At 69.6% G+C, this 25,581-nt stretch carries 23 protein-coding genes; 12 read left to right on the top strand and 11 right to left on the bottom strand.

Annotated elements, in window-relative coordinates:
• Positions 1-74: 74 nt before the first annotated feature.
• Entirely contained in the window at positions 75-1,046 is a 972-nt protein-coding gene (locus NWFMUON74_RS03595) for an MHYT domain-containing protein (RefSeq protein WP_232110821.1), read from the top strand.
• A 345-nt stretch (positions 1,047-1,391) separates the two neighbouring features.
• On the opposite strand, the gene tuf is transcribed toward NWFMUON74_RS03595, so the two are convergent.
• Entirely contained in the window at positions 1,392-2,573 is a 1,182-nt protein-coding gene (gene tuf / locus NWFMUON74_RS03590; protein WP_187686570.1) for an elongation factor Tu, read from the bottom strand.
• Positions 2,574-2,899: 326 nt separating this feature from the next.
• Here tuf and NWFMUON74_RS03585 point away from each other — a divergent pair, with 326 nt between their 5' ends.
• Positions 2,900-3,133, top strand: coding sequence for a hypothetical protein (locus NWFMUON74_RS03585; RefSeq protein WP_232110820.1), 234 nt, complete (start codon positions 2,900-2,902; stop codon positions 3,131-3,133).
• Here the strand turns inward: NWFMUON74_RS03585 and NWFMUON74_RS03580 are convergent, their stop codons facing one another.
• Positions 3,134-3,583 carry a MarR family winged helix-turn-helix transcriptional regulator gene (locus NWFMUON74_RS03580; RefSeq protein ID WP_187686569.1) on the bottom strand — a complete coding sequence of 150 codons (450 nt, stop codon included), beginning with the start codon at positions 3,581-3,583 and terminating at the stop codon, positions 3,134-3,136.
• Between the two features lie 81 nt (positions 3,584-3,664).
• Here NWFMUON74_RS03580 and NWFMUON74_RS03575 point away from each other — a divergent pair, with 81 nt between their 5' ends.
• Positions 3,665-4,918: an epoxide hydrolase family protein gene (locus NWFMUON74_RS03575; protein WP_187686568.1), complete on the top strand. Its 1,254-nt coding sequence runs from the start codon at positions 3,665-3,667 to the stop codon at positions 4,916-4,918.
• A gap of 17 nt (positions 4,919-4,935) precedes the next feature.
• On the opposite strand, the gene NWFMUON74_RS03570 is transcribed toward NWFMUON74_RS03575, so the two are convergent.
• The 3 genes from NWFMUON74_RS03570 to NWFMUON74_RS03560 all read right to left on the bottom strand — a co-directional run bounded on the left by NWFMUON74_RS03570 (position 4,936) and on the right by NWFMUON74_RS03560 (position 7,526).
• A complete protein-coding gene (locus tag NWFMUON74_RS03570) occupies positions 4,936-5,682 on the bottom strand; it encodes a C40 family peptidase (RefSeq protein ID WP_187686567.1) in 747 nt (248 codons plus the stop codon).
• Between the two features lie 267 nt (positions 5,683-5,949).
• Positions 5,950-6,801, bottom strand: coding sequence for a hypothetical protein (locus NWFMUON74_RS03565; RefSeq protein ID WP_187686566.1), 852 nt, complete (start codon positions 6,799-6,801; stop codon positions 5,950-5,952).
• Positions 6,801-7,526, bottom strand: a complete 726-nt coding sequence (locus tag NWFMUON74_RS03560; RefSeq protein ID WP_187686565.1) for a ParA family protein — start codon at positions 7,524-7,526, stop codon at positions 6,801-6,803. The genes NWFMUON74_RS03565 and NWFMUON74_RS03560 overlap by 1 nt, the downstream gene beginning before the upstream one ends.
• 329 nt (positions 7,527-7,855) lie before the next feature.
• Between NWFMUON74_RS03560 and NWFMUON74_RS03555 the strand changes: the two genes are divergently transcribed.
• Positions 7,856-8,752 carry a DMT family transporter gene (locus tag NWFMUON74_RS03555; RefSeq protein WP_187686564.1) on the top strand — a complete coding sequence of 299 codons (897 nt, stop codon included), beginning with the start codon at positions 7,856-7,858 and terminating at the stop codon, positions 8,750-8,752.
• Here NWFMUON74_RS03555 and NWFMUON74_RS03550 read toward each other — a convergent pair.
• From NWFMUON74_RS03550 to NWFMUON74_RS03535, 4 genes are all read right to left on the bottom strand, one after another.
• Positions 8,736-10,166, bottom strand: a complete 1,431-nt coding sequence (locus NWFMUON74_RS03550; RefSeq protein WP_187686563.1) for an amino acid permease — start codon at positions 10,164-10,166, stop codon at positions 8,736-8,738. The genes NWFMUON74_RS03555 and NWFMUON74_RS03550 overlap by 17 nt on opposite strands.
• A 96-nt stretch (positions 10,167-10,262) precedes the next feature.
• The gene (locus NWFMUON74_RS03545) at positions 10,263-11,102 is read right to left on the bottom strand and encodes a PP2C family protein-serine/threonine phosphatase (RefSeq protein WP_187686562.1); all 840 of its coding nucleotides are present in this window, start codon (positions 11,100-11,102) and stop codon (positions 10,263-10,265) included.
• A 10-nt stretch (positions 11,103-11,112) separates the two neighbouring features.
• Positions 11,113-12,081, bottom strand: a complete 969-nt coding sequence (locus NWFMUON74_RS03540; protein ID WP_187686561.1) for a glutamate ABC transporter substrate-binding protein — start codon at positions 12,079-12,081, stop codon at positions 11,113-11,115.
• Positions 12,078-13,349: a hypothetical protein gene (locus NWFMUON74_RS03535; RefSeq protein ID WP_232110819.1), complete on the bottom strand. Its 1,272-nt coding sequence runs from the start codon at positions 13,347-13,349 to the stop codon at positions 12,078-12,080. Before NWFMUON74_RS03535 ends, NWFMUON74_RS03540 begins: the two co-directional genes overlap by 4 nt.
• Positions 13,350-13,573: 224 nt before the next feature.
• Here NWFMUON74_RS03535 and NWFMUON74_RS03530 point away from each other — a divergent pair, with 224 nt between their 5' ends.
• The 5 genes from NWFMUON74_RS03530 (at position 13,574) to NWFMUON74_RS03510 (ending at position 19,613) form a co-directional block, all read left to right on the top strand.
• Positions 13,574-14,251, top strand: a complete 678-nt coding sequence (locus NWFMUON74_RS03530) for a phosphoribosyltransferase (protein ID WP_187686560.1) — start codon at positions 13,574-13,576, stop codon at positions 14,249-14,251.
• 44 nt (positions 14,252-14,295) lie between these two features.
• Entirely contained in the window at positions 14,296-15,516 is a 1,221-nt protein-coding gene (locus NWFMUON74_RS03525) for a cytochrome P450 (RefSeq protein ID WP_187686559.1), read from the top strand.
• 70 nt (positions 15,517-15,586) lie between these two features.
• On the top strand, positions 15,587-16,225 hold the full coding sequence (locus NWFMUON74_RS03520) for a TetR/AcrR family transcriptional regulator (protein ID WP_187686558.1): 639 nt from the start codon (positions 15,587-15,589) through the stop codon (positions 16,223-16,225).
• Between the two features lie 99 nt (positions 16,226-16,324).
• The gene (locus NWFMUON74_RS03515; protein WP_187686557.1) at positions 16,325-18,124 is read left to right on the top strand and encodes an acyl-CoA dehydrogenase; all 1,800 of its coding nucleotides are present in this window, start codon (positions 16,325-16,327) and stop codon (positions 18,122-18,124) included.
• A 136-nt stretch (positions 18,125-18,260) separates the two neighbouring features.
• Complete coding sequence (locus NWFMUON74_RS03510) at positions 18,261-19,613, top strand: WS/DGAT/MGAT family O-acyltransferase (protein WP_187686556.1); 1,353 nt, start codon at positions 18,261-18,263, stop codon at positions 19,611-19,613.
• Here NWFMUON74_RS03510 and NWFMUON74_RS03505 read toward each other — a convergent pair.
• Positions 19,610-21,163, bottom strand: a complete 1,554-nt coding sequence (locus NWFMUON74_RS03505) for an amino acid permease (RefSeq protein ID WP_187688901.1) — start codon at positions 21,161-21,163, stop codon at positions 19,610-19,612. The genes NWFMUON74_RS03510 and NWFMUON74_RS03505 overlap by 4 nt on opposite strands.
• Before the next feature lie 126 nt (positions 21,164-21,289).
• On the opposite strand from NWFMUON74_RS03505, the gene NWFMUON74_RS03500 reads away from it, so the two are divergent.
• Positions 21,290-22,039, top strand: a complete 750-nt coding sequence (locus NWFMUON74_RS03500; protein ID WP_187686555.1) for an RluA family pseudouridine synthase — start codon at positions 21,290-21,292, stop codon at positions 22,037-22,039.
• 78 nt (positions 22,040-22,117) lie between these two features.
• Entirely contained in the window at positions 22,118-22,897 is a 780-nt protein-coding gene (locus NWFMUON74_RS03495) for a metallophosphoesterase (protein ID WP_187686554.1), read from the top strand.
• A 16-nt stretch (positions 22,898-22,913) separates the two neighbouring features.
• On the opposite strand, the gene NWFMUON74_RS03490 is transcribed toward NWFMUON74_RS03495, so the two are convergent.
• Positions 22,914-24,011, bottom strand: coding sequence for an AraC family transcriptional regulator (locus tag NWFMUON74_RS03490; RefSeq protein ID WP_187686553.1), 1,098 nt, complete (start codon positions 24,009-24,011; stop codon positions 22,914-22,916).
• An 85-nt stretch (positions 24,012-24,096) separates the two neighbouring features.
• On the opposite strand from NWFMUON74_RS03490, the gene NWFMUON74_RS03485 reads away from it, so the two are divergent.
• A complete protein-coding gene (locus tag NWFMUON74_RS03485; RefSeq protein ID WP_187686552.1) occupies positions 24,097-25,560 on the top strand; it encodes a flavin-containing monooxygenase in 1,464 nt (487 codons plus the stop codon).
• Positions 25,561-25,581: the final 21 nt, after the last annotated feature.

Raw genomic sequence — 25,581 nt, 5'->3', positions numbered from 1 at the left:
ACGAAGCTTTCACATTGCAATCCCCAACCCGCACCGGATTGAACTATGGTCCGGTCACGGATTGATAACTGCTGTTGCCATTGGAGAACATCGCCGTGCTCGAGCTCGACCATTTCAACCATGGGTTGCTGACCCCCATTCTCGCGTATCTCATGTCGTTCATCGGCTCTGTGCTCGGCCTTCGCTGTGCCGTCCACGCCCGGTCGTCCCGATGGCCGGGCGGCTGGCTCGTCGCCGCGGCGGTGGCGCTGGGTGGTTGCGGCATCTGGGTCATGCACTTCACCGCCATGCTCGGTTTCTCCATTCAGGGGATGACCGTCCGCTACGACATTCCGATGACATTGCTCAGCGCGGCCATCGCGATCGTGGTGGTGTGGATCGGGCTGTCCATCGTGGTGCGGGTGCGCCGCGAGATCGTGGCGCTACCGGTCGGTGGCGCGGTCACCGGCGTGGGTGTGGCGGCCATGCACTACCTCGGGATGTCCGCGATGCACGCGGGCGCGCACGTGGAGTACGGCTTCGGGCTGGTGACGCTGTCGGTGGTGATCGCGGTGGTCGCGGCGACGGCGGCGCTGTGGTTCATGCTGCACGTCCACGGGTTCGGCGCGACCCTCGGCGCCGCGGTGATCATGGGGCTGGCGGTCTGCGGGATGCACTACACCGGCATGGCGTCGATGAGCGCGCACCGCGGTGACCACGCCATGGGCGGCAGCGGGGTGGAGCCGGTGGAGTTGCTCACGCCGCTGATCATGACGGTCACGCTGGTCACCATGATGCTGATCGTGCTGGTCGGCCTGGCCGAGGTGGACGCGCCCTCGCGGCGGGAGTCCGAGGCGCTGGAGAAAGAGCCCGAGCTGGCCGACAGTGGGCGCAGCTGGCCCCGTCTCGACCCCTTCTCCGACGCCCCGCGCCAGCCCGTCCGAGCCCCCCGCCCACCCCAGCAGCAGCAACAGTCCGTCCCCACCTCGGTAAGCCTCCGCGCCGCCAGCCAGGCCGCCGACCACCAACCAGGCTTCGGCACCCCCCACCCGAACCGCCGCCCCTGACCACCCTGTGCCGGTCGGCCGGTGAACCGACCGACCGGCAAGGGACACTGCCGAACCAGCCGTCCGGCAAGGCACACGGCCGAACCAGCCCACCGGCAAGACACACGGCCGAACCAGCCGACCAGCAAGACACACGGCCGAACCAGCCCACCGGCAAGACACACGGCCGAACCAGCCCACCGGCAAGACACACGGCCGAACCAGCCGACCAGCAAGGCACACGGCCGAACCAGCCCACCGGCAAGGCACACGGCCGAACCGGTTGCTCCGGTGAGGCGGATGTGGTTTGTCGGTTGGCAGTGGGGTGGGGCGGGAGCGCCTGGGCGGGCGGGGTGTGGTCCTGGGTCAGTCGTGGACTGTCAGGACCGTTCCGGCGGCTACGGTGCGGCCGCCCTCGCGGACGGCGAAGCCGAGGCCCGGCTCCAAGGGGGTCGGCTGGCCGACGGTGACGGTCAGCTCGATGGTGGAGCCTGGGGTGGCCGACGGGGTGTCGGGGGCGAGGGTGACATCGCCGACCACGTCGCCGGTGCGGATGAAGAACTGGGGGCGGTAGCCGGTGGCGATGGGAGTGCGGCGGCCGCCCTCCGCGGGCGAGAGCAGGTGTACGCGCGCGGTGAAACGAGTGTGGACGCGTACGCTGCCGACCGCCGCGACCACCTGACCGCGCCGCACCTGGGACCGTTGCACGCCGCGCAGCAGCAGCGCGACGTTGTCCCCGGCCTCCGCGAATTCCATGGTGCGGCCGAAGGTTTCGACTCCGGTCACCACCGACTCCAGCGCGCCGCCGTAGCCGAGCAGCTCGACCCGGTCGCCCATCCGGACCCGGCCGCGCTCGACCGCGCCGGTCACCACCGTGCCGCGGCCGGTGATGGTCAGCACGTTCTCGATCGGCAGCAGGAACGGCGCGTCGGTGTAGCGCACCGGGGTCGGGATGTAGGCGTCCACCGCGTCCAGCAGGCGCAGCAGCTCGGCCTCCCAGTGCGGGTCACCCGCCAATGCGCGCAGCCCCGAGACCGGCACCACCGGCGCCCCGGCACCGTCGAACCCGTTGGCGCTCAACAGTTCCCGGACTTCCAGCTCGATCAGCTCGAGCAGTTCGGGGTCTGCGCCGTCGGCCTTGTTCAAGGCCACCACGATGTGCTCGACACCGACCTGCCGGGTCAGCAGCACGTGCTCGACGGTCTGCGGCATCACGCCGTCGTGCGCCGACAGCACCAGGATCGCGCCGTCCAGCTGGGCGGCGCCGGTGATCATGTTCTTTACGAAGTCGGCGTGACCCGGCATGTCGACGTGCGCGTAATGCCTTGCGGCCGTTTCATATTCGACGTGCGACAGATTGATGGTGATGCCACGGGCGACCTCCTCCGGCGCGCGGTCGATGCGCTCGAACGGCACGAATGAACCACCGCCGCGGGCCGCCAGCACCTTGGTGATGGCGGCCGTCAGCGTGGTCTTGCCGTGGTCGACGTGACCCATGGTGCCGATGTTGAGGTGCGGCTTGGTGCGGACGAAGACCTGCTTGGCCATGATGAAACTCTTCCTGGGAGTACCGAATTCGGGACCTCGCGCGCCGAGCCACCTTCCCCGGCCGAGGTCCCGGGGACATCCCGGGGAAGGTCAGCGTCGGGCGCCGTCGAATGCGGATGCGACCGCCAGGGCAGCAGCCATCGCGCCCGCGACCGCGGGCGATGCGACGATGGACTGCCGGAACATGCCGATCATGGTGCCCGGTGCGCGTGCGCCCGCGCCACCGGTTTTCGGCGCGGACCCTGCCCGGTGCCGGCGACCCGGATGGGCTGTGCTGGAATCAGAAGGGACGGCGTGATGGACAGCGACAACGAAAGTCACTCGTAATGCGCATGGTGTGGCGGCGGCAGAGGCCGGCGGACGACGACTACGGGCTGCTGGTGACCGTGGCGACGGTCTTCGACGAGACCACGGCCGGTGATGTGGCGCGGCTACTGCGCGACCACGGCATCCGGTCCACGCGAGGCCGCGCCGGGCGCGCCCGTAATCGCATGCGCATCCTGGTCTTTCCCGAGGACGCCCGGCGCGCTTACGACGTGCTGTTCCTGCACACCAGCTGATCAGTCGGCGGCGTGGCCGAGCGCGGCCAGCCGCTCCAGGACCGGCAGCACCGCGGCCAGCGCACGGCGATCCGCCGCGGAGAGCCGGGCGACCACGGGCCGCAGGTGTTCGACGCGATCCGCCCGCCGCGACGTTCCGACGCGGCGGCCCGCCTCGGTGAGGTGGACCAGTACCGCCCGGCGATCGGTGGGATCCGGGCGGCGCTCGACCAGGCCGTCGCGCTCCAGCCGGCCGACGAGTTGGGTCAGGCCCGGCTGGCTGATCTGTTCGGTCCGCACCATATCCGTGAGCCGCATGGGCTTGCCCGCCGCGGCGAGGGTGTCCAGGACCGACAGCGTCGTGAACGACAGCTGTGCCGTGGTGGGGATGCGGATGTAGTAGCGGTTGAAGGTCTCGATCGCCGTCGCGAGGGCGTCCACGTCCAGATCGTCGTCGCGGGTGTCGTCCATGCCGGAACTATATCCGATGCTTATATAAGCTACTTATGTATTATGGCGTCGTACCGACCGGATACCGCAGAGAGGCGACCAATGCCACAGCAACCGGACCGCCACGACGCCGCGGAGAAGCCGTTCCCCTTGCGCCCCAGCCCGATCCACGTACCGGATGCGGTGCTGGAGGATCTGCGGCGCAGGCTGGAACTCACCCGCTGGCCCGACGATGTGGGCAACGAGGACTGGTACTACGGCGTGAACCGCCGCTATCTGGAGGGCCTGGTCGACTACTGGCGCGGTGGCTTCGACTGGCGCGCGGCGGAGGCGCGGATCAACGGCTACGAGCACTACCGCGTCGAGATCGACGGCGCGCCCGTGCATTTCATGCGCAAGCCGGGCGTCGGCCCCGCCCCCACCCCGTTGATTCTCACCCACGGCTGGCCGTGGACGTTCTGGCACTGGGCCAAGGTGGTCGACCCGCTGGCCGACCCGGGCGCGCACGGTGGCGATCCGGCCGAGGCGTTCGACGTCATCGTCCCCTCGTTCCCGGGCTTCGGGTTCTCCACACCGCTGCCCCACCACCCCGATATGAATTTCTGGAAAGTCGCCGATCTCTGGCACACCCTGATGACCGAGATCTTGGGGCACCGCCGCTACGCCGCCGCGGGATGCGATGTCGGGGCGCTGGTCACCGGTCAGCTCGGGCACAAGTACGCCGACGAGCTGTACGGCATCCATATCGGCTCGGGCCTGAAGCTGACGCTGTTCAACGGTGACCGGGCATGGGATTACAGTGCGGGCCGGCCCATTCCGGACGGCTTACCCGCCGCGGTGCACGCCCGTGTCATCGAATTCGATCGCCGCTTCGCCGTCCATCTGGCAGCCCATATGCTCGACTCCAGCACGCTGGCCGTCGGGCTGTCCGACTCCCCCGCCGGGATGCTCGCATGGATCCTGCGCCGGTGGAAGAGCTGGAGCGACAATGGTGGTGATCTGGAATCGGTGTTCACCCCGGACGAGTTGCTCACGCACGCCACGATCTTCTGGGCGACGAACTCGATCGGCACCTCGATTCGCACCTACGCCAACAACAATCGCTATCCGTGGACGCCGTCGCACGACCGGCAGCCCGTGGTGCAGGCACCGACCGGCATCACCTTCGTCGCCCACGAGAATCCGCCGGGCGTGACCACCGATCGCCGTGTCGAGCACTTTCTCGCCGATCCCCGGGCGAGCTGGTACAACCTGGTCAATGTCACCGCCCACGAGCGCGGCGGTCATTTCATTCCCTGGGAGACCCCGGACGAATGGGTCGATGATCTGCGGCGCACTTTTCGCGGCAGGCGCTGACTCGTACATCGCGGGCCTCAGAAGCGCCGGGCGCCGCTGGCGGGCATCTCCGACAGGTCCGTCAGCTGCACGCCCGTGCTGCTGGTCCCCGCGTGGATGACCTTCCCGTCACCGGCGTAGAGGGCCGAGTGGCCGCCGCCGTAGAACGACACCATGTCGCCGGGTTGCAGTTCGTCCATGTCGACCGGGGTACCGGCGGAGAGCTGCTCATAGCTGGTGCGCGGCACGTCGACGCCGGCCTGCCCGTAGGACCACTGCACCAGGCCGGAGCAGTCGAAGGAGTCGGGGCCCGCCGCGCCGTAGCCGTAGGCCGCGCCGATCTTCGACTCCGCCGCCTCGACGGCCCGTTCACCGCGGGTCTTCTCGGGTGTCGCGGCCGGAGCGGGCGGCGCGAGCGTATCGGGCACGAGGTCGGCGCGCGGCACGTCCGGCACCTGCGGCAGCAACGCCCGGAAATCGATGCCCGGAATGACGGTCTGCAATTGATTCACGATTCCGGTGACGGCCGCCTCCGAATGCGGTGCGACCTTCGGCGCCACCGGCTCGACCGCGGGCACGGTCTCCGGAATTCCCGCCGGCGCCTGAATTTCGATCGGCACCTCGATCGAACCGATTCCCGGAACGGATATCGGCTGCGCCGCGGCCTGGCCCGAGCTCAGTAGGAGTGCGCCGAATGCACCGAATACCACCGCCGCGGCGGCCGTCAGCCACCAGAACAGGCGCCGCGTGTTGCGGGTATATCGGACGTCGTCGGTTCCTGCCATGATGCGGTCCTCCGATCCTCTCGTCGAGGCTCCGGTTGCGACGCCGTATTGCGTCGGCCAGGCTCCCCGAACAGATTCGAAAAGTTCGCGTCTTTCATGTCAGTCCAGCCGGATCCGAGGTGTCATGATTCGCCCGCATTCATTTGAATGCAAGCAGATAAGTGGGCAAATGCGATAACAAGACGATAAACAATGGAAAACTGTCAGATCTCGAAGAAATGCCCCGCAGCGGATTTCAATTCCGCCGCGGGGCATTTTCGATCGCGCTCAGGCGGTGATCTGCTGCTCGATCCGCTCGGCCATGTCGCGCAGCCGGGCCGCGAATTCCCGGGCCGCGCCGGGGTCGTCGGTGGAACCGCGGACCACCCGGCGGGTCAGGGCCGCGAGCCGTGATTCCACGGTGCTGAACAGATCGACCGGGTCCGCGTCCCGCTCCTGGCTCAGCTCACCGCGCAGCCACGCCTGCAGGCGCTGCACGGCCAGTTCCTTGTCGAAGCGTTCCGGCAGCACCGCCGCGGCCTCGCGCAGTTTGCCCGCGGTGATCTTCACCTCGTCGGCGGCGAGCGTGGCGTAGACGGTCACCGCCGCCTCCTCGCCGTGCTCGGCGGCCACCGGAAGCAGCTCGCGGATCTGGCCCTCGTTGATGCCGGGCGCCATCGGGTGCAGCTTGGCGGCCAGCGGCCAGGCGCGAATCAGCTTGTGGGCGTAGGAGCGCTGCATATCCCAGCGCTGCTCGACGTAGTCGTCGAAGGTGCCGTACTCGCTGCGATACAGCCGCCCGTCGCGGACGATCTGCAGCGCCCTGCCCGCCGCCCAGAACGCCAGGCGCAGTGTGCCGATGGAGGATTCGCACGCCGACAGCTGCGCCTGCTCGTGGTCACTGAGCGGGCCGTCGCCGGGTGTCGGCAGCGGCATGGTCAGCACGTTCGCGGCCGGTTCGGGCGGCGGGGGCGAATCCGGCTGCACCACCGACAGATTCCGCGCCGAGCGCCGCCACTCCGCGTCGCGCAGCGGCGAGACGGGCGGCGTGTGCTCGGCGGTGTCGGCCAGCGGATTCTCGGCGACGGCGGCATTGCCGGATTTGGCGCCGATCACGGATTTCCTGCGTTGCGGAGGCATCAGGCCGGCACCCCCAGCGCGATGCGGTAGGGACTCACCAATTCGTCGCCCACCTGCCGGTATTCGCCCAGATCGTGCAGTGGGTTCTCGGCCCCCTCGCCGACTTCCCCGTCGGCGGCTTCGCGATACCACTTCCAGGCGCTCAGATAGGAACCGAACACCTCGTAACCGGCGTCCTCCAGTTGTGCCCGCTGGGTGCGATATTCGGTGGAGACGTTGACGCCCTTCTTCATCGTCACCGGAACCTTCGTCATCAGGACCCGGACCCGGATTTCGCGGGCCGCGTCGACGGCCGCCTCCTCGGCGGCCCGATAGGTACTGGGCACTCGCTTCACCTCCGAGGGACTCACGCTCGTCAACAGGACGAGCTCGTCGGTGGAGGGAATCGCGGCCTTGAATATCTCCGCCGATTCACCTCCGGCGTCCACGATGATCACGTCGTAGTTCGCGGCATTGTCGGCGATGCAGTCGTCGACGTGCCGGGACGGGAACGCGATCAGCGTGAAGGGCACATCCACTTCTCCCTTCTGCAGCCGCCGATACCAGGAATAGCCGGTCTGGCTCAGCGGGTCGGCATCGATGACCAGCACTCGCAACTCGTGCTCGAGCGCGAAGTAACCGGCGAGGAAAAAGGCGGAGGTGGTTTTACCGACGCCGCCTTTGAGATTTCCCAAGGTGACCACCAAGGGTTTCGGCAGATCCAGTGATGCAGCAGAATTCGTCACGGACGGTCCTCCTTGCATGAGGAGAGCAACCTTGCATGAGAAGAGCAACACTGTGCGCCGTCCAGTCTTACACGCATGTAAGTCGAATGCGGATATTTGCCGGGTGGTGGGCGGTGTGTCCAATTGGACACATCCCACTCGGCGCTTTCGGTCAAGGAACTTGACTTTTGTGGGTCCGCGCGCCGGGCGCTACAGTGTCACCGTGCACCGAATCTTCGTAGTCACGCCGCCGCCCGCCGCCTGAGCGGGGCGGTTCGCCAGCCGGTAGGCCATCGAGACAACTGCCCCGCGTCGTCGTCATCCTTCCTTCGACGCAGGAGCACTTCTTCATGTCTGTCGACATCGTCGCGCCCGCGCGCGACCGTTCGGCGGCGGCGCTGATCGCCGCCGGAATTCTCTGGGGCACCGGCGGACTCGCCGGATCCCTGCTCGCCGACCGGGCCGGTCTGCATCCGCTGTCCGTGGCCACCTATCGTCTGCTGCTCGGCGGCGCGCTCGCGGTCGCGCTGCTCGCGGTGTCGGGCGGGTTGCGCGGACTGCCGCGCACCCGGGCGGCGGGACGGCGGGTGCTGGTCACCGGCGGCCTGCTGGGCTGTTATCAGGCCAGCTATTTCGTTGCGGTGCAACATATTTCGGTCAGTCTGGCGACTATGGTGACGATCGGGACGCTGCCCGTGTTCGTCGCGCTGGGCACGGCGGTGCGCGACCGCCGCAAGCCGGGCGGGGCCACGATGCTCGCGATCGTCCTCGCGGTGAGCGGGCTCATCCTGCTCACCTGGTCGCCCGGCGGCACCGCGAGCGGCGGGACGCTGGCCGCGGGAGTGGGCACGGCGTTGCTGGCCGCGGCGGGGTTCTCGCTCATGACCCTGATCACCGCGACGCCCGTCGCGGGCCTGGATCCGTTGCGCACCACCGCTTTCGGCATGCTCACCGGCGGGCTGCTGCTGACCCCGGCGGCCCTGGTGTCCGGGATGGCGCTGCCGCTGCGGCCCGACGTGCTGCTCACGGCCGCTTACCTGGGCAGCGCGCCGACGGCGATCGCCTACACCGCCTACTTCCGCGGATTGCGTACCGCCGCACCGGTTCTCGCCGCGCTGGCAGCGCTGCTGGAACCGCTGACCGCCGCGCTGCTGTCGGCGGCGATCCTCGGTGACCGGCTGAGCGTGCCGGGCTGGTGCGGGGCGGGCCTGCTGGTCACCGCCCTGGCTATCAGTTACCGGAGGTAGGCGGCAGCTCACCGCCGGTGGCCAGGACCGAATGGCGTCGGCTGTAGGCGAAGTAGACGATCAGGCCGAGCGCGAACCACACCCCGAAGCGGGCCCAGGTCTCCGGCTTCAGGTAGGTGATCAGCCAGAGCGAGAAGCCGATGCCGATCAGCGGGACGATCGGCATCAGCGGGGTGCGGAAGCCGCGCGGGAGGTCGGGCTGCCGGTAGCGCAGCACGATGACGGCCGCGCACACCACCACGAAGGCCAGCAGGATACCGATGTTGGTCAGCTCGGCCGCCTCCCCGATCGGGAGGAAGCCCGCGATCACCGCCGACACCGCGCCCGCGATCCAGGTGATGCGGGTCGGCACGTGCCGGGTCGGGTGCGTCTTGGCGAACCATCTGGGCAGCAACCCGTCCCGGCTCATCGAGTACCAGATCCGGGTGACGCCGAGCATGAAGGTGAACAGCACGGTCATGATGCCGACGATCGCCCCGGCCGCGATCAGGCTGCCCAGCCCGGGCAGTCCGACCGACTCGAAGGCCGACGACAGCCCGCTCTTCGGGTTGATCTCGGTGTAATGCTGCATGCCCGTCAGCACCAGGCACACCAGCACGTACAGCACCATCGAGACGGCCAGCGACAGCAGGATCGCCTTGGGCAGGTGGCGTTTGGCGTCCACCGACTCCTCGGCCGCGGTCGACATCGCGTCGTAGCCGAACACCGCGAAGAACACCGTCGACGCGCCGGTCACCGCGCCGCCGAACCCGAACGGGAAATACGGGCTGTAGTTGCCGCTGTCGAGGTAGAACGCGCCGACCACGATCACCACCAGCACCACGACGACCTTGACCGCGACCACCGCGGTCTCGAACCGCGCCGCCGCCTTGATGCCGCGGTTCAGCAGGAACGCGATCAGCAGGCACAGCAGTGCGGCGAAGAGATCCACGTAGTGCCCGTCGCCGGTGCCGGGTGCGCCGAGCATCCACACCGGCAGTGCGATATCGAGCTGCTCCAGCAGGAAGGAGATGTAGCCGGAGATGCCGATGGCCACCACCGCGACGATGGCGGTGTACTCGAGCAGCAGATCCCAGCCGATCAGCCACCCGACCGGTTCGCCGAGCACGGCGTAACCGTAGGTGTAGGCCGACCCGGCCTTCGGAATCAGGCCCGCGAACTCGGCGTAGGACAGCGCGGCGGCGGCGCTGGCGACGCCCGCGATGAGGAACGAGAGGAGCACCGCGGGCCCGGCGGTGTCGTGGGCGACCGACCCGGCGAGGGCGAAGATCCCCGCCCCGATGATGCCGCCGACCCCGATGGCGGTCAGCTGCCACAGGCCCAGGGCCCGCCGCAGGCCGCCGGAGGGCTCGTCCTCGATCAGCTCGATCGGTTTGCGCCGGAAGAGGTCACGCATCGCTGGGCTCGCTGGCATGTGTCTGCTCCTTGCACTACCTGATCGGGGCACTGTAAATGTGAGCGATAACAACCCCGTTGTCCAGCGTCGGCCGATCAGAGTCTGCGGTGAGGATCAGCCGGGGCGGGGAGTCGTGCGCGCCGGCACCGGGGCGAGGGCGACGGTGATGTTGTCGGCGCCGCCCGAGCGCACCGCGTAGTCGGCCAGGTCCTGGGCGGCGCGAGCGGGGTCGGCGGCGGTTGCCACGGCGGCGAGGCCCGCGGCGTCGGGCAGGTAGTTCCACATGCCGTCGCTGCACAGCAGCAGCACGCCGGGGCCGCGCACGCGCAGCGAATGCACGGGGGTGTCGGCGGGGACGTGCTCGGAATCGGCGCCGAGCCAGCGCATGAGCACGTGTGCGCGCGGGTCGCGCATCGCGGACTCCTCCTCCACGCCACCGGTCACCAGCAGTTGCGCGAAGGAGTCGTCGGACGTCAGCCGCCGCGACGGTGTGCCGGTATCGTCGGCGGCCAGCCAATAGGCCCGGCTGTCACCGACATTCGTCACCGAGATCGCGTACTCGCCGTCGCGGCCGGGACGCAGCACCGCCGCCACATAGGTGCACGACGGGGAATGCCCCTCGGCGACGGACAGGTCCCGGACCGCCGCGAAGGCCGCCGCCAGCCCCCGCAGCAGCGCGTCCTCGGCGGTGCGGTCTTCCGTCAGGGCGGCCAGGCAGGCGGCGACGCCGCTGCGGACGGCCGCGCCCGAGGCCGCCTGCGGGTCGTCGGAGGACGAAACGCCGTCGGAGACCGCGACCACGATCACGGGGCCGTCCGGCCGCTCGAGGACCGCCGCCGCGACGGCATCCTCGTTGCGCGCGTGCACTATTCCGCGATCGGTGACCAACTGCACCGCATCCAGCCCGGCCGCGCCGCGGTCCGTGTCCAGCTCGGCGAGAGTCAGGATTCTCATCGCACACCCCCTAACCGCTGTAGCGCGGGGCCGGCGCCCCCGCGGACGGGCCGAGCGCGCCGAGATGGGCGGCGTACAGGCGCTGCCAGGTACCGTCGCCGCGAATCCGGTCGAGCACGCCGTTGACGAAGCGGATCATGTCGTCCTCCCCCTTCGGCACCCCGACCGCGTAGTTCTCGAAACCCAGTGGGTCGCCGACGACTTGGAGATTGGCATCCTGCTCGGCCAGTCCGACCAGAATGGGCTCGTCGGTGCTGATGGCGTCCACCTGCCCCTGCTGCAACGCGACCAGGCAGTCGGTCCAGTTGTCCACGCCCAGCACCTTGGGCCGGTTCGGCAGCGTGAACAGCGGACCGGAGGAGGTGGCGCCGAAGGTGACACACACCCGCTTGCCCGCGAGGTCGGGCAGCGCGCGGACACCCGCCGTGCGCGGTGCCAGAATCCGTTGCGCCGCTTTGTAATACACGGTGGAGAAGCCGATCTCGCGGCGGCGCTCGCAGGTCACCGAGAAGGTCCGGACCACGAGGTCGACCTGGTGGTTCTGCAGGGCGGGCAGCCGTTCCGCGGTGGACACCGAGCGCAGTTCGATGCGGTCGGGGTCGCCGAACAGGTCGCGGGCGATCTCGCGGGCCAGGTCGATGTCGAAGCCTTCCAGCTGACCGGTGGCCGGATCGCGGAAGCCGAACAGGTAGGTGTTCTGGTCGACGCCGACCGTCACCCGCCCCTTCTGCACGATGCGGGCCATGGCCGAACCGGGCGGCATCGCACCGGGATCCGGCTGCGGCCCCGGCCGCAGGCTCGCCTCGGCGTCGCAGCTGCGGTCGGACCCCGGCGGCGTGGTGATCTCGCGAGCTTTCGGCGGCAACGGATTCACCGCGACCACCGGCCCCGACCGCGGCACGGCCGGATCCGCACCGCAGGCGGCCAGTACGGCGATCGACGCGAGCGCCAGGGCCGCGCGCAGTATCCGCGTGTTCACAGGAACTCCTGCAACCGCGGCCACAGTCCGGTGACGGCGGCACCGGCGGCGAGCACCAGCAGCACCAATGTGCCTGCCGCGCCGCCGATCCACGCGTCGCCCGCCCCGGCGATCTGATCGCGCAGTTGTGCCCGCGTCCGCTCGAGCCCGTCCCGCAGCGAGGTGTCCAGTTCGGCGAAGCGCTGGGCCGAGGAGTCCGGGCCGGAGCCGATCGCCTGCTCCACCGCCGCCGGATAGTTCGCGGAGTTGTAATGCTCGAGTTGCCGCTCGTGCCCGGCTGTCCACTGCGAGAACTGCTGCCGCAGGGGCGAATCCGCGCCCGCGACGCTGGCCAGCTCGGCGTCCAGCTGCGCCGTCTTGGTCTTGAAGTCCTCCTCGGTCTCCTTGGTGTCGCCGCGGGTGATCAGCTCGAGGGTCTCGTCGGTGCGGGCTTGCTGCGCGAGAATCCGTGCCTGCGCCAGGTTTTCGCCGCGCGACGTGGGACCGCCGCCGCCGGTGTCGATCGCCTCGTTCGATACGACCGTCGCCAGCACGATCCACAACAGGGCCAGCGCCGTCGCGCCCGTCCCGGCCACCACACCCGGATTGAACAGGCGGTTGGTGCGCCGCACCAGGATTCGCGACGCGGCCGCCGCACCGGCCAGCGTGAGCACCAGCAACACCAGCGCCGCCCACGGCGGACCGGTGATGGCGCGCTGGTCGGCACGCAGCGCGGCGTGGCGCTGTTCGGTGAGCCGGGCGGCGCTGGGCAGCAGCGAACTCTGCATCAGGCCCGAGGCCTCGCGCAGGTAGGCCGAGCCGACCGGGAAGCCCTGGCGGTTGTTGGCCCGCGCGGACTCGACCAGGCCGGTGTACACCGGGAGGTCGGCGGAGATGCGCGCGACCACCTCCCGGGTCCGCGCGTCACCCCCGCCCGCGGTGGCGGAGGCCAGCGCGTCGGCGGCGTCGGCGAGGGCCTGCTGGTACTGCCCGCGAAGTTGCGGCGATTCGATGCCGCCGGTGAGGAATGCGGTGGCGGCCGAGGCGTCGGCGGCCGACAGCGCCACGTACAGCCGCTGCGCGGCGTCGGCCAGCGGCTCCGAACGCTGCAGCGCCGCGTCGCGCCGAGCGGTCTTGGCACTCAGCTCGTTCGCGCAGACCAGGCCGGAGAGCAGGCACAGCACGACGGCCGCGACCGCGATCACGACGATCGCGCCCGGGGTCGTCGCGGCGAAGCGCCGCAACCATTCCGCACCGTTGCGGACCGGCGCCGGTAGGCGAAGTCCCACACTCCCCTCCCCCTCGGTCCACCAGGAGTTCCGATCGCGATCGTACGGTAGCCGCCTGGGATGCGCCGGGCGACCGCATCGGCACCGAAACCGAGACCGAAAGGCAAGAAGTTCGCGACCATTCCGGTCCTGCCGAGGCCCGAGCGGGCGTAGAGTACCCACCTGTCTTCCGAGTCCACCGCCGCGACTCGACCCCTTCCTTCACGACTGTCAGGGTGAGACGGATGCCCTTCCTGGATCGCCGCGAAGCCGGCCGCCGGCTCGTCGAACGCCTGCGCGCCTTCCGCGGGCCCGAGACCATCGTGCTCGGGTTGCCGCGCGGTGGCGTGCCGGTGGCGTTCGAGGTCGCCACCGCGTTGCGGGCGCCGCTGGACGTCGCCGTGGTGTGCAAGCTGGAGGTTCCCGACCGGCCCCGGCTGGTGTTCGGCGCGGTCGCCGAATCCGGCGTCCGCGTGGTCGACGACGACCTGGTGGTGCGGGCTTTCATCGCCCCGCCCGAGCGGTCCCGGGTGGAACGCCAGGCGCGGGAGACGGTGCTGCGCAACAGCGCTCGGCTGCGGCGCAACCGGCCGCAACCGCGGATCGCGGGGCGCACCGTGGTGCTCGTCGACGACGGCGTCACCACCGGCAACACCGCGCGGGCGGCGTGCGAACTGGCCCGGGCCCGCGGTGCGGCGCGGGTGGTGTTCGCCGTGCCGGTGGGTTCCTGCCGTCCGATCCGGGCCCTGACCGGGTTCGCCGACAACGTGATCTGCCTGGAGACACCGGCGCTGTTCCACACCATCGGCCAGTGGTATCGCCACTTCGACGAGGTCAGCGAGGACACCGTGCGCGCGCTGCTCGACCGGGCGGCGGGCGAGCTGGGCGACCGGTCACCCACCCAGCCGATCCGCACCGTCTGAAACACGTTCTAGACACATAGCCCCATTTGTCTTACGGTCGAGACATGCATGAGGTTATGTCTCACGATGCTCGGTTCCGCCTCCGGTCCGGCGACAGCTGGCGCGACCCTTGGACGATGTATGCCGCGCTGCGCGAGTTCGACCCGGTGCACCACGTGGTCCCGCAGGACCGCCCGCACGAGGACTACTACGTGCTCTCGCGCTACGCCGACGTGTACGCCGCGGTCCGCGATCCCGAAACGTTCTCCTCCGCACAGGGTTTGACCGTCGACTACAACAATCTGTCGGAGATCGGGCTCGGCGAGAACCGGCCGTTCGTGTTCACCGACCCGCCGGATCACACGGTGTTCCGCCGCCGGGTGGCCAAGGGGTTCACACCGCGCCAGGTGCAGGAGATCAGCCCGGCCGTACGGGAATTCGTCGCCGAGCGGATCGAGCGAATGCGCGCCGCGGGCGGTGGCGACATCGCCGCCGAGCTGTTCAAACCGCTGCCGACGATGGTGGTCGCGCACTATCTCGGTGTGCCGGAAGCGGATCGGGCCAAGTTCGACGAATGGAGCGAGGCCATCGTGGCGGCCTCGGCCACCGGTGGCGTGCTGCAGGCCCAGGCCGCGGTCGGGGAGTTGAGCCAGTACTTCGCGGCGCTGATCGAGCGGCGGCGCGCCGCGCCCGGGGACGACACCATCTCACACCTGCTGGCCTCGGGCCTGGCGGCGGACGGCGACGTGGGCGGCGTGCTGCAGATTCTCGGCTTCGCCTTCACCATGATCACCGGCGGCAACGACACCACCACCGGAAACCTCGGCGGGGCAGTGCAATTGCTGACGCTGTACCCGCGGCAGCGTCAGCTGCTGCTCGACGATCCCGACCTGCTGCCCGGCGCGATCGACGAGTTCCTGCGGCTCACCTCGCCGGTGCAGGGCCTGGCCCGCACCACCACCCGGGACGTGGAGATCGAGGGTGTCACCATCCCCGCCGGGCGGCGGGTGCTGCTGCTGTACGCGTCGGCCAACCGCGACGAGCGCGAATACGGCACGGACGCAGGCGAACTCGACATCCTCCGGCGGCCGAAGAACATCCTCACCTTCGGCAACGGCAACCACCACTGCCTCGGCGCGGCCGCGGCCCGTATGCAGGCGACCATCGCGCTACGGGAGTTGCTGACCCGCTGCCCCGCCTTCACCGTCGACCTCGACCAGGTGCGCTACACCGACGGCAGTTACGTGCGGTGGCCGGTCAGCGTCCCCTTCCGGGCCGCGGCATGAGCGGTCAGCCGCGGAGGCGGCAGCGAAGCATCACCACGCAGCGGCCCGCTCACGCCGGAAAGGACACCGCATGAGCGGTCAGCCGCGGAGGCGGCAGCGAAGCGTCACCACGCAGCGGCCCGGTCATGCCGGAGAGAGCGGGCAGCGCTGGTTGAGCGAGCCGCGCGCGGCGCACGCCGCCGAGCGCATCCTCGACGCGGCCGCCGAGTTGTTCGCCGCGCGCGGGGTGGCCGCCACCGGCATGGCCGATATCGCCAAGGCCGCCGGTTGCTCCCGCGCGACGCTCTACCGGTACTTCGACAGCAGGCAGGCCGTGCGGCTGGCGTTCGTGCACCGCGAGGCCCGCCGCATCGGCGCCGCGGTGCTGCGCGAGATCGACGCGACCGCCGCGCCCGCGGACCGGGTGGTGGCCGGCGTACTGGCGGCGCTGCGAGCGGTGCGCTCGGACCCGCTGCTGATCGCCTGGTTCCGCCCCGGCGACGCGGGCCTCACCTCGGAGATCGCCGAGACCTCGGAGGTGATCGAGGCCATCGCGGGCTCGCTGTTCGATACCGAAGACGCTGCGGCACAACGGGAGCTGTCGCTGCGGGCGCGCTGGCTCACCCGGGTCATCGTGTCGCTGCTGACGGTCCCCGGCCGCGACGAGGCCGAGGAACGCGAGCTGCTGCGCCGGTTCGTCGCGCCCGCGGTCACCGTCGCGCACACCTGACCGGCACCGCGGCACCGCGGTCTTCGCCCGCTCGGACCTGCGCGGGCATCGGGTTGCCGGGGGTTGCGCGCGCTCGCCGGGCGCACAAGGGTGGTGGGCATGGATTCGCTGATCATGTCGGCCCGCGATATCGAGTTCCTCCTCTACGAGTGGCTGGACGTGACCGGGCTGACCGCCCGCGAGCGCTACCGGGAGCATTCGCGCGACACCTTCGACCAGGTGCTGAGCCTGAGCCGGGAGTTGGCGACCGAGTACTTCGCCCCGCACAACCGCGACAGCGACCTGCACGAGCCGACCTTCGACGGCGAGAAGGTGCATATTCTGCCGGCGGTGAAGCAGGCGCTGGACGCGTTCGGCGCGGCGGGCCTGGTCAGCGCGGCGATGGACGAGCGGGTGGGCGGCATGCAACTGCCCTACACCGTGTTCTCCGCGTGCATGGCGTGGTTCTACGCCGCGAACGTCGCCACCACCAGCTACTCGATGCTGACCATGGGCAACGCGAACCTGCTGGCGGCGCACGCCGACGACGACCAGATCGACCGTTTCGTCCGGCCGATGCTGGCGGGCCGCTACTTCGGCACCATGGCGCTGTCGGAGCCACAGGCGGGTTCGAGCCTGGCCGACATCACCACCCGGGCCGTCCCACAGGACGACGGCACCTATCGCCTGTTCGGCCGCAAGATGTGGATCTCCGGCGGCGACCACGAACTGTCGGAGAACATCGTGCACCTGGTGCTGGCGCGGATTCCCGACGCACCCCCCGGCACCCGCGGCATCTCGCTGTTCATCGTGCCGAAGTTCCTGCCCGCGGCCGATGACTCCGTCGGCGCGCGCAACGACATCGTGCTGGCGGGGATCAATCACAAGATGGGCTGGCGGGGGACGGTCAACACCGCGCCGGTGCTCGGCGACGGCGCCTTCACCCCCGGTGGGCAGCCGGGCGCGGTCGGTTACCTGGTCGGCGAGCCGAACCGGGGACTGTCCTACATGTTCCACATGATGAACGAGGCGCGGCTGGGCGTGGGACTGGCCGCCACCGCGCTCGGCTACACGGGATATCTGAAGGCGCTCGACTACGCCCGCAACCGGCCGCAGGGCCGCCCGGCCACCGCCCGCGGCCAGTCGACCGCGCAGATCGCCATCGTGCGCCACCCCGATGTGCGGCGAATGCTGCTGGCGCAGAAGGCCTATGCCGAGGGCGCATTGGCACTGCAGCTCTACTGCGGCACGCTGGTGGACGAACAGCGCAGCGCCACAGCCGAATCCGACGTCCGGCGGGCGACCACACTGCTGCGGGTACTCACGCCGATCGCGAAGAGCTGGCCCAGCCAGTGGTGCCTGGCCGCCAACGATCTGGCCATCCAGGTGCACGGCGGCGCGGGCTACACCCGCGACTTCGACGTCGAGCAGCACTACCGCGACAACCGGCTGAACCCGATTCACGAAGGCACACACGGCATTCAGAGCCTCGACCTGCTGGGGCGGGCGGTCACCGCGGACAGCGGGGCGGCGCTGACCCTGCTGCTGGAGACCATCGGCGCGACGGTCGCGGCCGCGCGCGCCACCGCCGACGGCGAGCTGGGCGACTACGCCGATGCGCTGCAGCAGTCCGCCGGACGGGTGGTCGCCACCACCGGACTGCTCTGGAAGGACCTGGACCCCGCACCGGCACTGGCCAATTCGGCGGCCTATCTGGAGGCGTTCGGGCATGTGGTGCTGGCGTGGATCTGGCTGGAGCAGGCGGTGGCGGCGCACGGCCGCACCGGCTCGTTCTACGACGGCAAGCGCGCGGCGACCCGCTATTTCTTCCGATGGGAGCTGCCGCGCACGACGCCACTGTTCGATCTGCTCGACTCGCTCGACCGCACCACGCTGGACCTCGACGACGACTGCCTGTAGGCCGCGTTCCGCCGCCGGATTTGCGACAATGCGGAATACGTGCGGTGTTAGGGTATTACGTATTCGACCTCGTGGTGGCAACGATGCCGTCCCGTACCCGACAGGGCCTCGAGCCCACCCGGTATAGGCGGAACCGATGGACCTTCTCAACCCGATCGACGCGATCTTCCTGGCAATAGAATCCCGCGAGCACCCGATGCACGTCGGCGGTCTGCAAGTGTTCGAGCCGCCGCCCGACGCCACCGACGACTTCGTGCGCGAGCTGTACGAGGAGGCGAGGGCGGCCACCGATGTGCGCCCCCGGTTCCGCCGTCGCCAGCGCCGCATCCTCGGCGGCTTCTCCAGCCTGGTGTGGTCGCACGCCGACGACGTCGACCTCGGCTATCACCTGCGGCGCAGCGCCCTGCCCGCGCCCGGCGGCCGCACCGAGCTGCTCGACCTGGTCGGCCGGTTGCACTCCGGCCTGCTCGATCGGCACCGGCCGCTGTGGGAGGGCCGGATCATCGAGGGGCTGTCCGGCGGCCGGTTCGCGGTCTACGTCAAGGTGCATCACGCGCTCATGGACGGGGTGTCGGCGCTGCGGCTGCTGCAGCGCACGCTGACCGACGACCCGTACGACACCCGCCTGCGCGTCCCGTGGACGCAGGGCCGTTCCGAAGTCCTCGACGACGCGGCGCCCGGAATGTGGGAGCAGCTGCGAAAGACGCTGCCGCGCATGGCGACCGGGGTCGGCGCCGCCGCCGGGGCGTCCCGCGCGCTGGCCGAGGGGCAGCTCGAGCTGCCCTTGGCGGCCCCGCCGTCGATGTTCAACGTCCCGATCGGCGGCGCGCGCAGCGTGACGGTCGGCTCGTGGCCGCTGGACCGCGTCCACGCGGTGCGCCGCGCCACCGGCGCCACCGTCAACGATGTGGTGCTGGCCATGTCGGCCGGCGCCCTGCGCTCCTACCTGATGGAACGAAACGCGTTGCCGGACAAGCCGTTGACCGCGATGGTCCCGGTGGACCTGCGCGGCAGCGCCGACGCCGACTCGGACGGCAATCTGGTGGCGGCGGTGCTGTGTAACCTGGCGACCGACCTCGCCAACCCGGCGGCGCGGCTTTCGGCGATCAGCGCATCGATGCGACGATCGAAGCGGGTGTTCCAGCAGTTGCCGCGACTGGAGGCGATAGCGCTGTCGGCCCTGCTGATGTCGCCGCTGGGTATGACGCTGCTGCCGGGTTTCGAAGCGCTGCCCCGGGTTCCGTTCAACCTGGTGATCTCCAATATCCCCGGCCCCCGTAAACCGGTGTACCTGCAGGGCGCGCGGCTGGACAGCAACTATCCGCTGTCGATCCCGTTCGACGGTCAGGCGGTGAACATCACGGTCACCTCCACCGCGGACACGCTCGACTTCGGTCTGGTCGCCTGCCGTCGCTCGGTCCCGCAGTTGCCCCGCATGATCGAGCACCTGGAGACCGCGCTGGCGGACCTGGCGCACGCCACGGGCTAGACGCCGCCCTCCGGGAATTTGCCGCGGGGCTGCTCGACGATGACCTCCGGCTCCTCCGGGCGGCCCGGCCACGGCCGCTCGGCCAGCACCGGGAACTGCCCGGCGTGGCCGTGCCGGATCTCCGCGATGCGCAGCACCTTCCGGCGGGCCAGGAACCACCCGCAGATCAGGGCGGGACCGAGCACCGCGACCAGGGCCAGCACCGCCGTGCGCTGCACCGGGGTTCCGCCGAAGGCCATCAGCGCCACGACAGCCGCGAGGAAGATCAGCGCCGCGATGGTGGTGTACGGCGTGCCGGGCAGCCGGAATTTCGGACGATACGCCACGCCCTGCCGCCATCGGTACCACAGCCGCAGCTGGCAGAGCAGCACCACCGTCCACGACACGATGGTGCCGAGCGCCGACACGTTGAGCACGATCTCGAACGCCTGATTCGGCACCACCGCGTCGAGCCCGACCCCGATCAGCGCGATCGCACCGGTGGCCAGGATGCCGACGTAGGGCACGCCGTTGCGCGACATCCGCGCCGCGAAGCCGGGAGCGCTGCCGTTCATCGACATGGAGCGCAGGATCCGGCCGGTCGAATAGAGGCCCGCGTTCAGGCTGGAGAACGCCGCGGTCAGCACGACCAGGTTCATGACCGTGCCGGCGGCGGGCAGGCCGATGCCCGCGAAGAACGTCACGAACGGGCTCTCACCGGCGTGGAAAGCGGTGTAGGGCAACAACAGTCCGAGCAGGATCAGGGAGCCGACATAGAACACGGCGATGCGGGCGATTACCGAATTGATGGCGCGCGGCATGACCTCTTCGGGATTGCGCGTCTCACCTGCCGCGATTCCGACCAGTTCGACTGCGGCATAGGCGAATACGACGCCCGTGGTCACGGTGATCAGCGGCAGGGCGCCCGTGGGGAACAGGCCGCCGTGCTCGGCCACCACGCCCACCCCGGTATGTTCGCCGTGGATCGTGAACCGCCCGGCCAGGAATATCGTGCCGACCACCAGGAAGCCCACCAGCGCAACGACTTTGATGAGGGCTACCCAGAATTCCAGTTCGCCGAACCAGCGCACCGAGATCAGGTTGGTACACACCACGGCGACCAGTGCCAGTAATGCCAGCAGCCAGTGCGGCACGGCCTCGAAGAAACCCCAGTACCGGAAATACGTGGCGATGGCGGTGATGTCGACGATCCCGGTCATGCACCAGTGGAAGAAATACGTCCATCCCACCGCGAAAGCCAGCTTCTCACCGTAGAATTCGCGCGCATACGACACGAAGGACCCGGCCGAGGGCCGGTGCAACACCAGCTCACCGAGCGCCCGCAGGATGAAGAACACGAAGACACCGCACACGGCGTACACCAGGAACAGCCCCGGCCCGGCGCCCGCCAGCCGCCCGCCCGCGCCGAGGAACAGTCCGGTCCCGATGACGCCGCCGATCGCGATCATCTGCAGCTGCCGCGCGTGCAGAGATCTTCGATACCCGGCATCTTCCGCGTGCAACGCATCCGCCAGCGCCGACAGTTCCACAGGTCGCCGGACTGAAGCCATGACCATGGGCCTAACTGTGAGTCAAATCATGTCGCGCAATAATGTACCGTCATGTAGCGGTTCATTCAACAACGGTAAGTGACGTTACGGTAAACCATTTCCGGGCGGCACTTTAGGGTGAGTGCCGTGGATACGCGATGGCCACAGTTGCGACAACGGTGCCTGCTCGAGGAGGACGCCGCGATCCTCGCACTGAACAAACCGGCCGGGATTTCGGTGACCGGCGAACGGCACGACACCGATATCGTCGAACTGGCCGCGGACCACGGCGAGACCCTCTACCCGGTGCATCGCATCGACAAGGTGACCTCGGGGCTGGTGCTGCTGGCCAAGGACCTCGGCGCGCACGGACAACTCACCCGGCAGTTCACCAAGCGCACGGCCGACAAGACCTACCTGGCGATCACGGCGTCGACCGGTCTGCCCGACCACGGCAGCATCGAGCTGCCGTTGAGCGTGGGCCGCAAGAATCGGGTGCGGATCGCCGCGCCCCGCGACCGCATCGTGCACACCGCGGACAGCTGGCAGGTGGACGAACGAGACCTGTTGGCGGGCAAGAACTATCCGTCCCGCACCGAGTTCACCACCGTGCTGCGCGCCGACGAGTACACGCTGCTCGCGGTCCGTCCGATCACCGGGCGCCGCCATCAGATCCGGGTGCACCTGGCCTGGATCGGGCATCCGATCGCGGGCGATCCGCTGTTCGACAGGTCCGGGCGATATCCGCGCACCCACCTGCATTCCTGGCGGCTGCGCCTGGAGGCGGCCTGGCGGACGCCGGGCGTGCTCGATCTGGAAGCCCCACCCGGACCGGATTTCTGGACCGTCGGCGAGACCACGCTCACACCGGCGGCCGAGGTACTCGGCGGGCTCTAGCCAATTACCCTGGATGGGGTGTGCCGACCAGGCACGCTCGGGCGCAACGGCGCGATTCCCACGAGAAAGCGGACGCCGATGATTGTGTTGGCACAGCTCAGCGACACCCACTTCGACTCGCACGCACACAACACCGAACGGGTCGAGCGGGTGCTGGCCTACCTCGCCGACCTGCCGCACCGGCCCGACGCGATCCTGGTCACCGGCGACATCACCGACTCCGGCAAGGTCGAACAGTACGAGCAGGCCCGCGCCGCGCTGCGGGCCGACGTCCCGGTGTGGATACTGCCGGGCAATCACGACGACCGCGCCAACCTGCGCGAAGTGCTGCTGCGCCAACCGCCCTCCGACGAGCCCATCAACCAGGCCCTGCGCCTGGACGGGCTGACCGTGGCCCTGCTGGATTCGACCATCCCCGGCGAGAGCGGCGGCGAGCTGTCCGCCGACACCTACACCTGGCTGACGGAACTGCTGCGCGACACCCCGGCCGACACCGCGGTGCTGCTGGCCCTGCACCATCCGCCGATGCCCATGTACAGCACCGTGGTCGACCCGATCCGGCTCGCGAATCCGGACCGGCTGGAGCGGATCGTCGCCGCGGACGAGCGGATCGTCGGCGTCGTCACCGGGCATATGCATTCGATGGCGACCACGCTGTTCGGCGGCCGGCAGCTGGTGGTCGCGCCCAGCGTGGCGTCCCTGATCGGCGGGCAGTGGGAGGTGGGCGGCCCGGGGCAGGTGCCCATCGATTACGCCCCGGACCCGTCCCTCGTCCTGCACGCCATCGACGGCCACCGCCTGACCTCGGTCGTCCGCATCGTCCCCATGGGCGGCCGGATCGCCGTACAGCCCCGCTGAAACACTCCCCCGGCCTTCAGAATCGGCGCGATGGCGATCCCGCGGTCAGTCCGTTGGCGACCACGCGCTCGCGGCGGTAGGCCGAGGGTGTGGTGCCCGTCCAGCGTTTGAAGGCGTAGATGAAGGTCGAGGCTTCGGCGTAGCCGAGGCGGATCGCCACATCGCTCACCGACAGCGGTGTGGCCGTGAGCATTTCCTCCGCCAGCGCCCGGCGGACCTCGTCGAGCAGGGCGCGGTAGCTGGTGCCCGCGGTGTCGAGGTGGCGGCGCAGGGTGCGGGTGCTCATGTTGAGATCGCGTGCGACGGCGTCGATTCCGGGCGGTGCGGCGAAACCGTCGGCGCCGCCGCGCGGCATGAGCCGCTCCCGGACCTCGGCGGCGATGCCGGTGCGGGCGCGTCGCCGGTGTACCAGGTCGCGGCACTGGGCCAGGCACATCGCCCAGGTGTGCTCGTTGGCCTGGGGCAGTGGCTGTTCCAGGATTTCGGGCGGGAGCGAGAACAGATTCCGCGGCCGCCCGAATCGCGGCCGCGTGCCGATGATCTCGGTCAGCTGATCCGCGTAATCCGGCTCGGGATAGTCGAATTCGGCGCGAATCAGCTCCAGCGGGCGCCCCAGCAGATCCGTCATCACCTGGTGCATGGCGAGCACATCGCGCTCGACCAGAAACCGCCGGACATCCGCGGGCACCAGCTCGTCGTGGATATCGGCGACGAATTCCCCAGGCTCCCAGCGGGTTACGGGAATGCAGAAGGTGAAGCTCAGCTCCAGGAACCGCAGCGCGAACGAGATCGCCTCGCCCAGTGTGGGACTCGACACGCAGGCGAAGCCGAAGATGCCGAACGTGGTGATGCGGTAGCGGCGGCCCACTTCGACACCCAGCGCCGGGCGGTCGTCGGCCAGCGCCCGCACCAGATTGCGGACCACCGCCAATTCGGTGTGCGCGTCGATCTGCACGTCGGGGTCGGCGAGGACACGCTCGGACAGTCCCGTGCCGCGCAGCATGCGGGCGGCGGGCAGGCCGTGCTCGCGGGCGTAGCCGACCATCAGCGCCACGCTCGCCACCCCACGCGGGAAGTCCCAGTTGCGAATGCCGGGGTGCTGCACCGTTGCCATATAGCGATTATGGCCGAATATGTCGATCCAGTTCGCGGTCCCTCCCTACAGTAAGGATGAGAAGCAAGTTGTGAGGAGCACCACAATGCCCGCGACAACGCCGTCGGTCATCATCATCGGCGCCGGATTCGGTGGCCTGGGCATGGCACTGGAACTGCAGCGCAACGGATTCGGCGCGTTCACCATCCTGGAACGCGCCGCCGATCTGGGCGGGGTGTGGCGGGAGAACACCTATCCCGGCGCCGCCTGCGACGTACCCTCGCCGCTGTATTCGTTCTCGTTCGAGCCGCGGCCGGACTGGCCGCACCGCTACTCCGGGCGCGGCGACATCCACGATTATCTGCGCGCGATCGCCGACAAGCACCGCCTGCTGGAGCGGATCCGGTTCGGCGCCGAGGTCACCGAGGCGGCGTTCGACGAGGCCACCGGCCGGTGGACCGTGCGCACCGCCGACGGCGCGGACTACACCGCCGACGTGGTCGTCTCCGCGGTCGGCCAGTTGTCGCGGCCGCGGCTGCCCGATATCCCCGGACGCGAGACCTTCGCCGGTCCCGCCTTCCACTCGGCGCAGTGGGACCACTCGGTGGAGCTGACCGGCAAACGCGTCGCCGTCATCGGAACCGGGGCCAGCGCAATCCAATTCGTGCCGGCGATCCAGCCGGAAGTGGCGCGGTTGACGCTGTTCCAGCGCACCGCGGCCTGGGTGGTGCGCCGCACCGACCGCGAATACCGGCCCGTGCACCACACCCTGTTCCGGCACGTGCCGGGTCTGCGCCTGGCCCAGCGGCTGTGGGTGTGGTGCTTTCTGGAATTCCTCTCGCTGGGCCTGGCCTCGATTCCGCCCATCCGCCGGATCGCCACCTGGCTCGGCCATCGGGCGCTGCGCCACGACGTGCCCGACCCGGCCCTGCGCGCCAAACTGACCCCGGACTATCCGGTGCTGTGCAAGCGCGTGCTGTTCTCCAACGAGTACTACCCGGCCCTCACCCGGCCGAATGTGGACGTGGTGACCACGGGCATCGCCGAGATCGTGCCCGGCGGGATCCGCACCACCGACGGCGAGGTGCATCCCGCCGACGTGATCGTCTACGGCACCGGCTTCAAGGGCAGCGAATTCCTTTGGCCCATGCGCGTCACCGGACGCGGCGGGGTGGAGCTGGACCGGGTGTGGACCGGCGGCGCCCGCGCCTACCTGGGCATGGCGGTACCCGGGTTCCCCAACCTGTTCCTGATGTACGGGCCCAACACCAACCTCGGCATCGGCTCGATCGTCTACATGATCGAGTGCCAGGCCCGCTATATCCGTCACGCCCTGAGCTACCTCGCCGCCCATCCCGGCCGCGGCCTCGAGGTCCGGCCCGCCGTCGCGCGCGCATTCGACGAGCACACCCAACGCCGCCTGCGACGCACGCCGTGGACCCACTGCAGCAGCTGGTACCGCAACGCCGCCGGGCGCATCACCAACAACTGGCCCGGCACCGTCACCTCCTACCGGTTGCGCACCCGGCGGCTGAACCCCGCCGACTACGACCTCGTAACCCCATCTTGACCTCGTCGGCGCTCATGCCAG

The sequence above is a fragment of the Nocardia wallacei genome (assembly GCF_014466955.1).
Taxonomy (GTDB): domain Bacteria; phylum Actinomycetota; class Actinomycetes; order Mycobacteriales; family Mycobacteriaceae; genus Nocardia; species Nocardia wallacei.
Note: the sequence above shows the minus strand (reverse complement) of the source record. Positions and strands in the feature narration are given on the sequence as shown.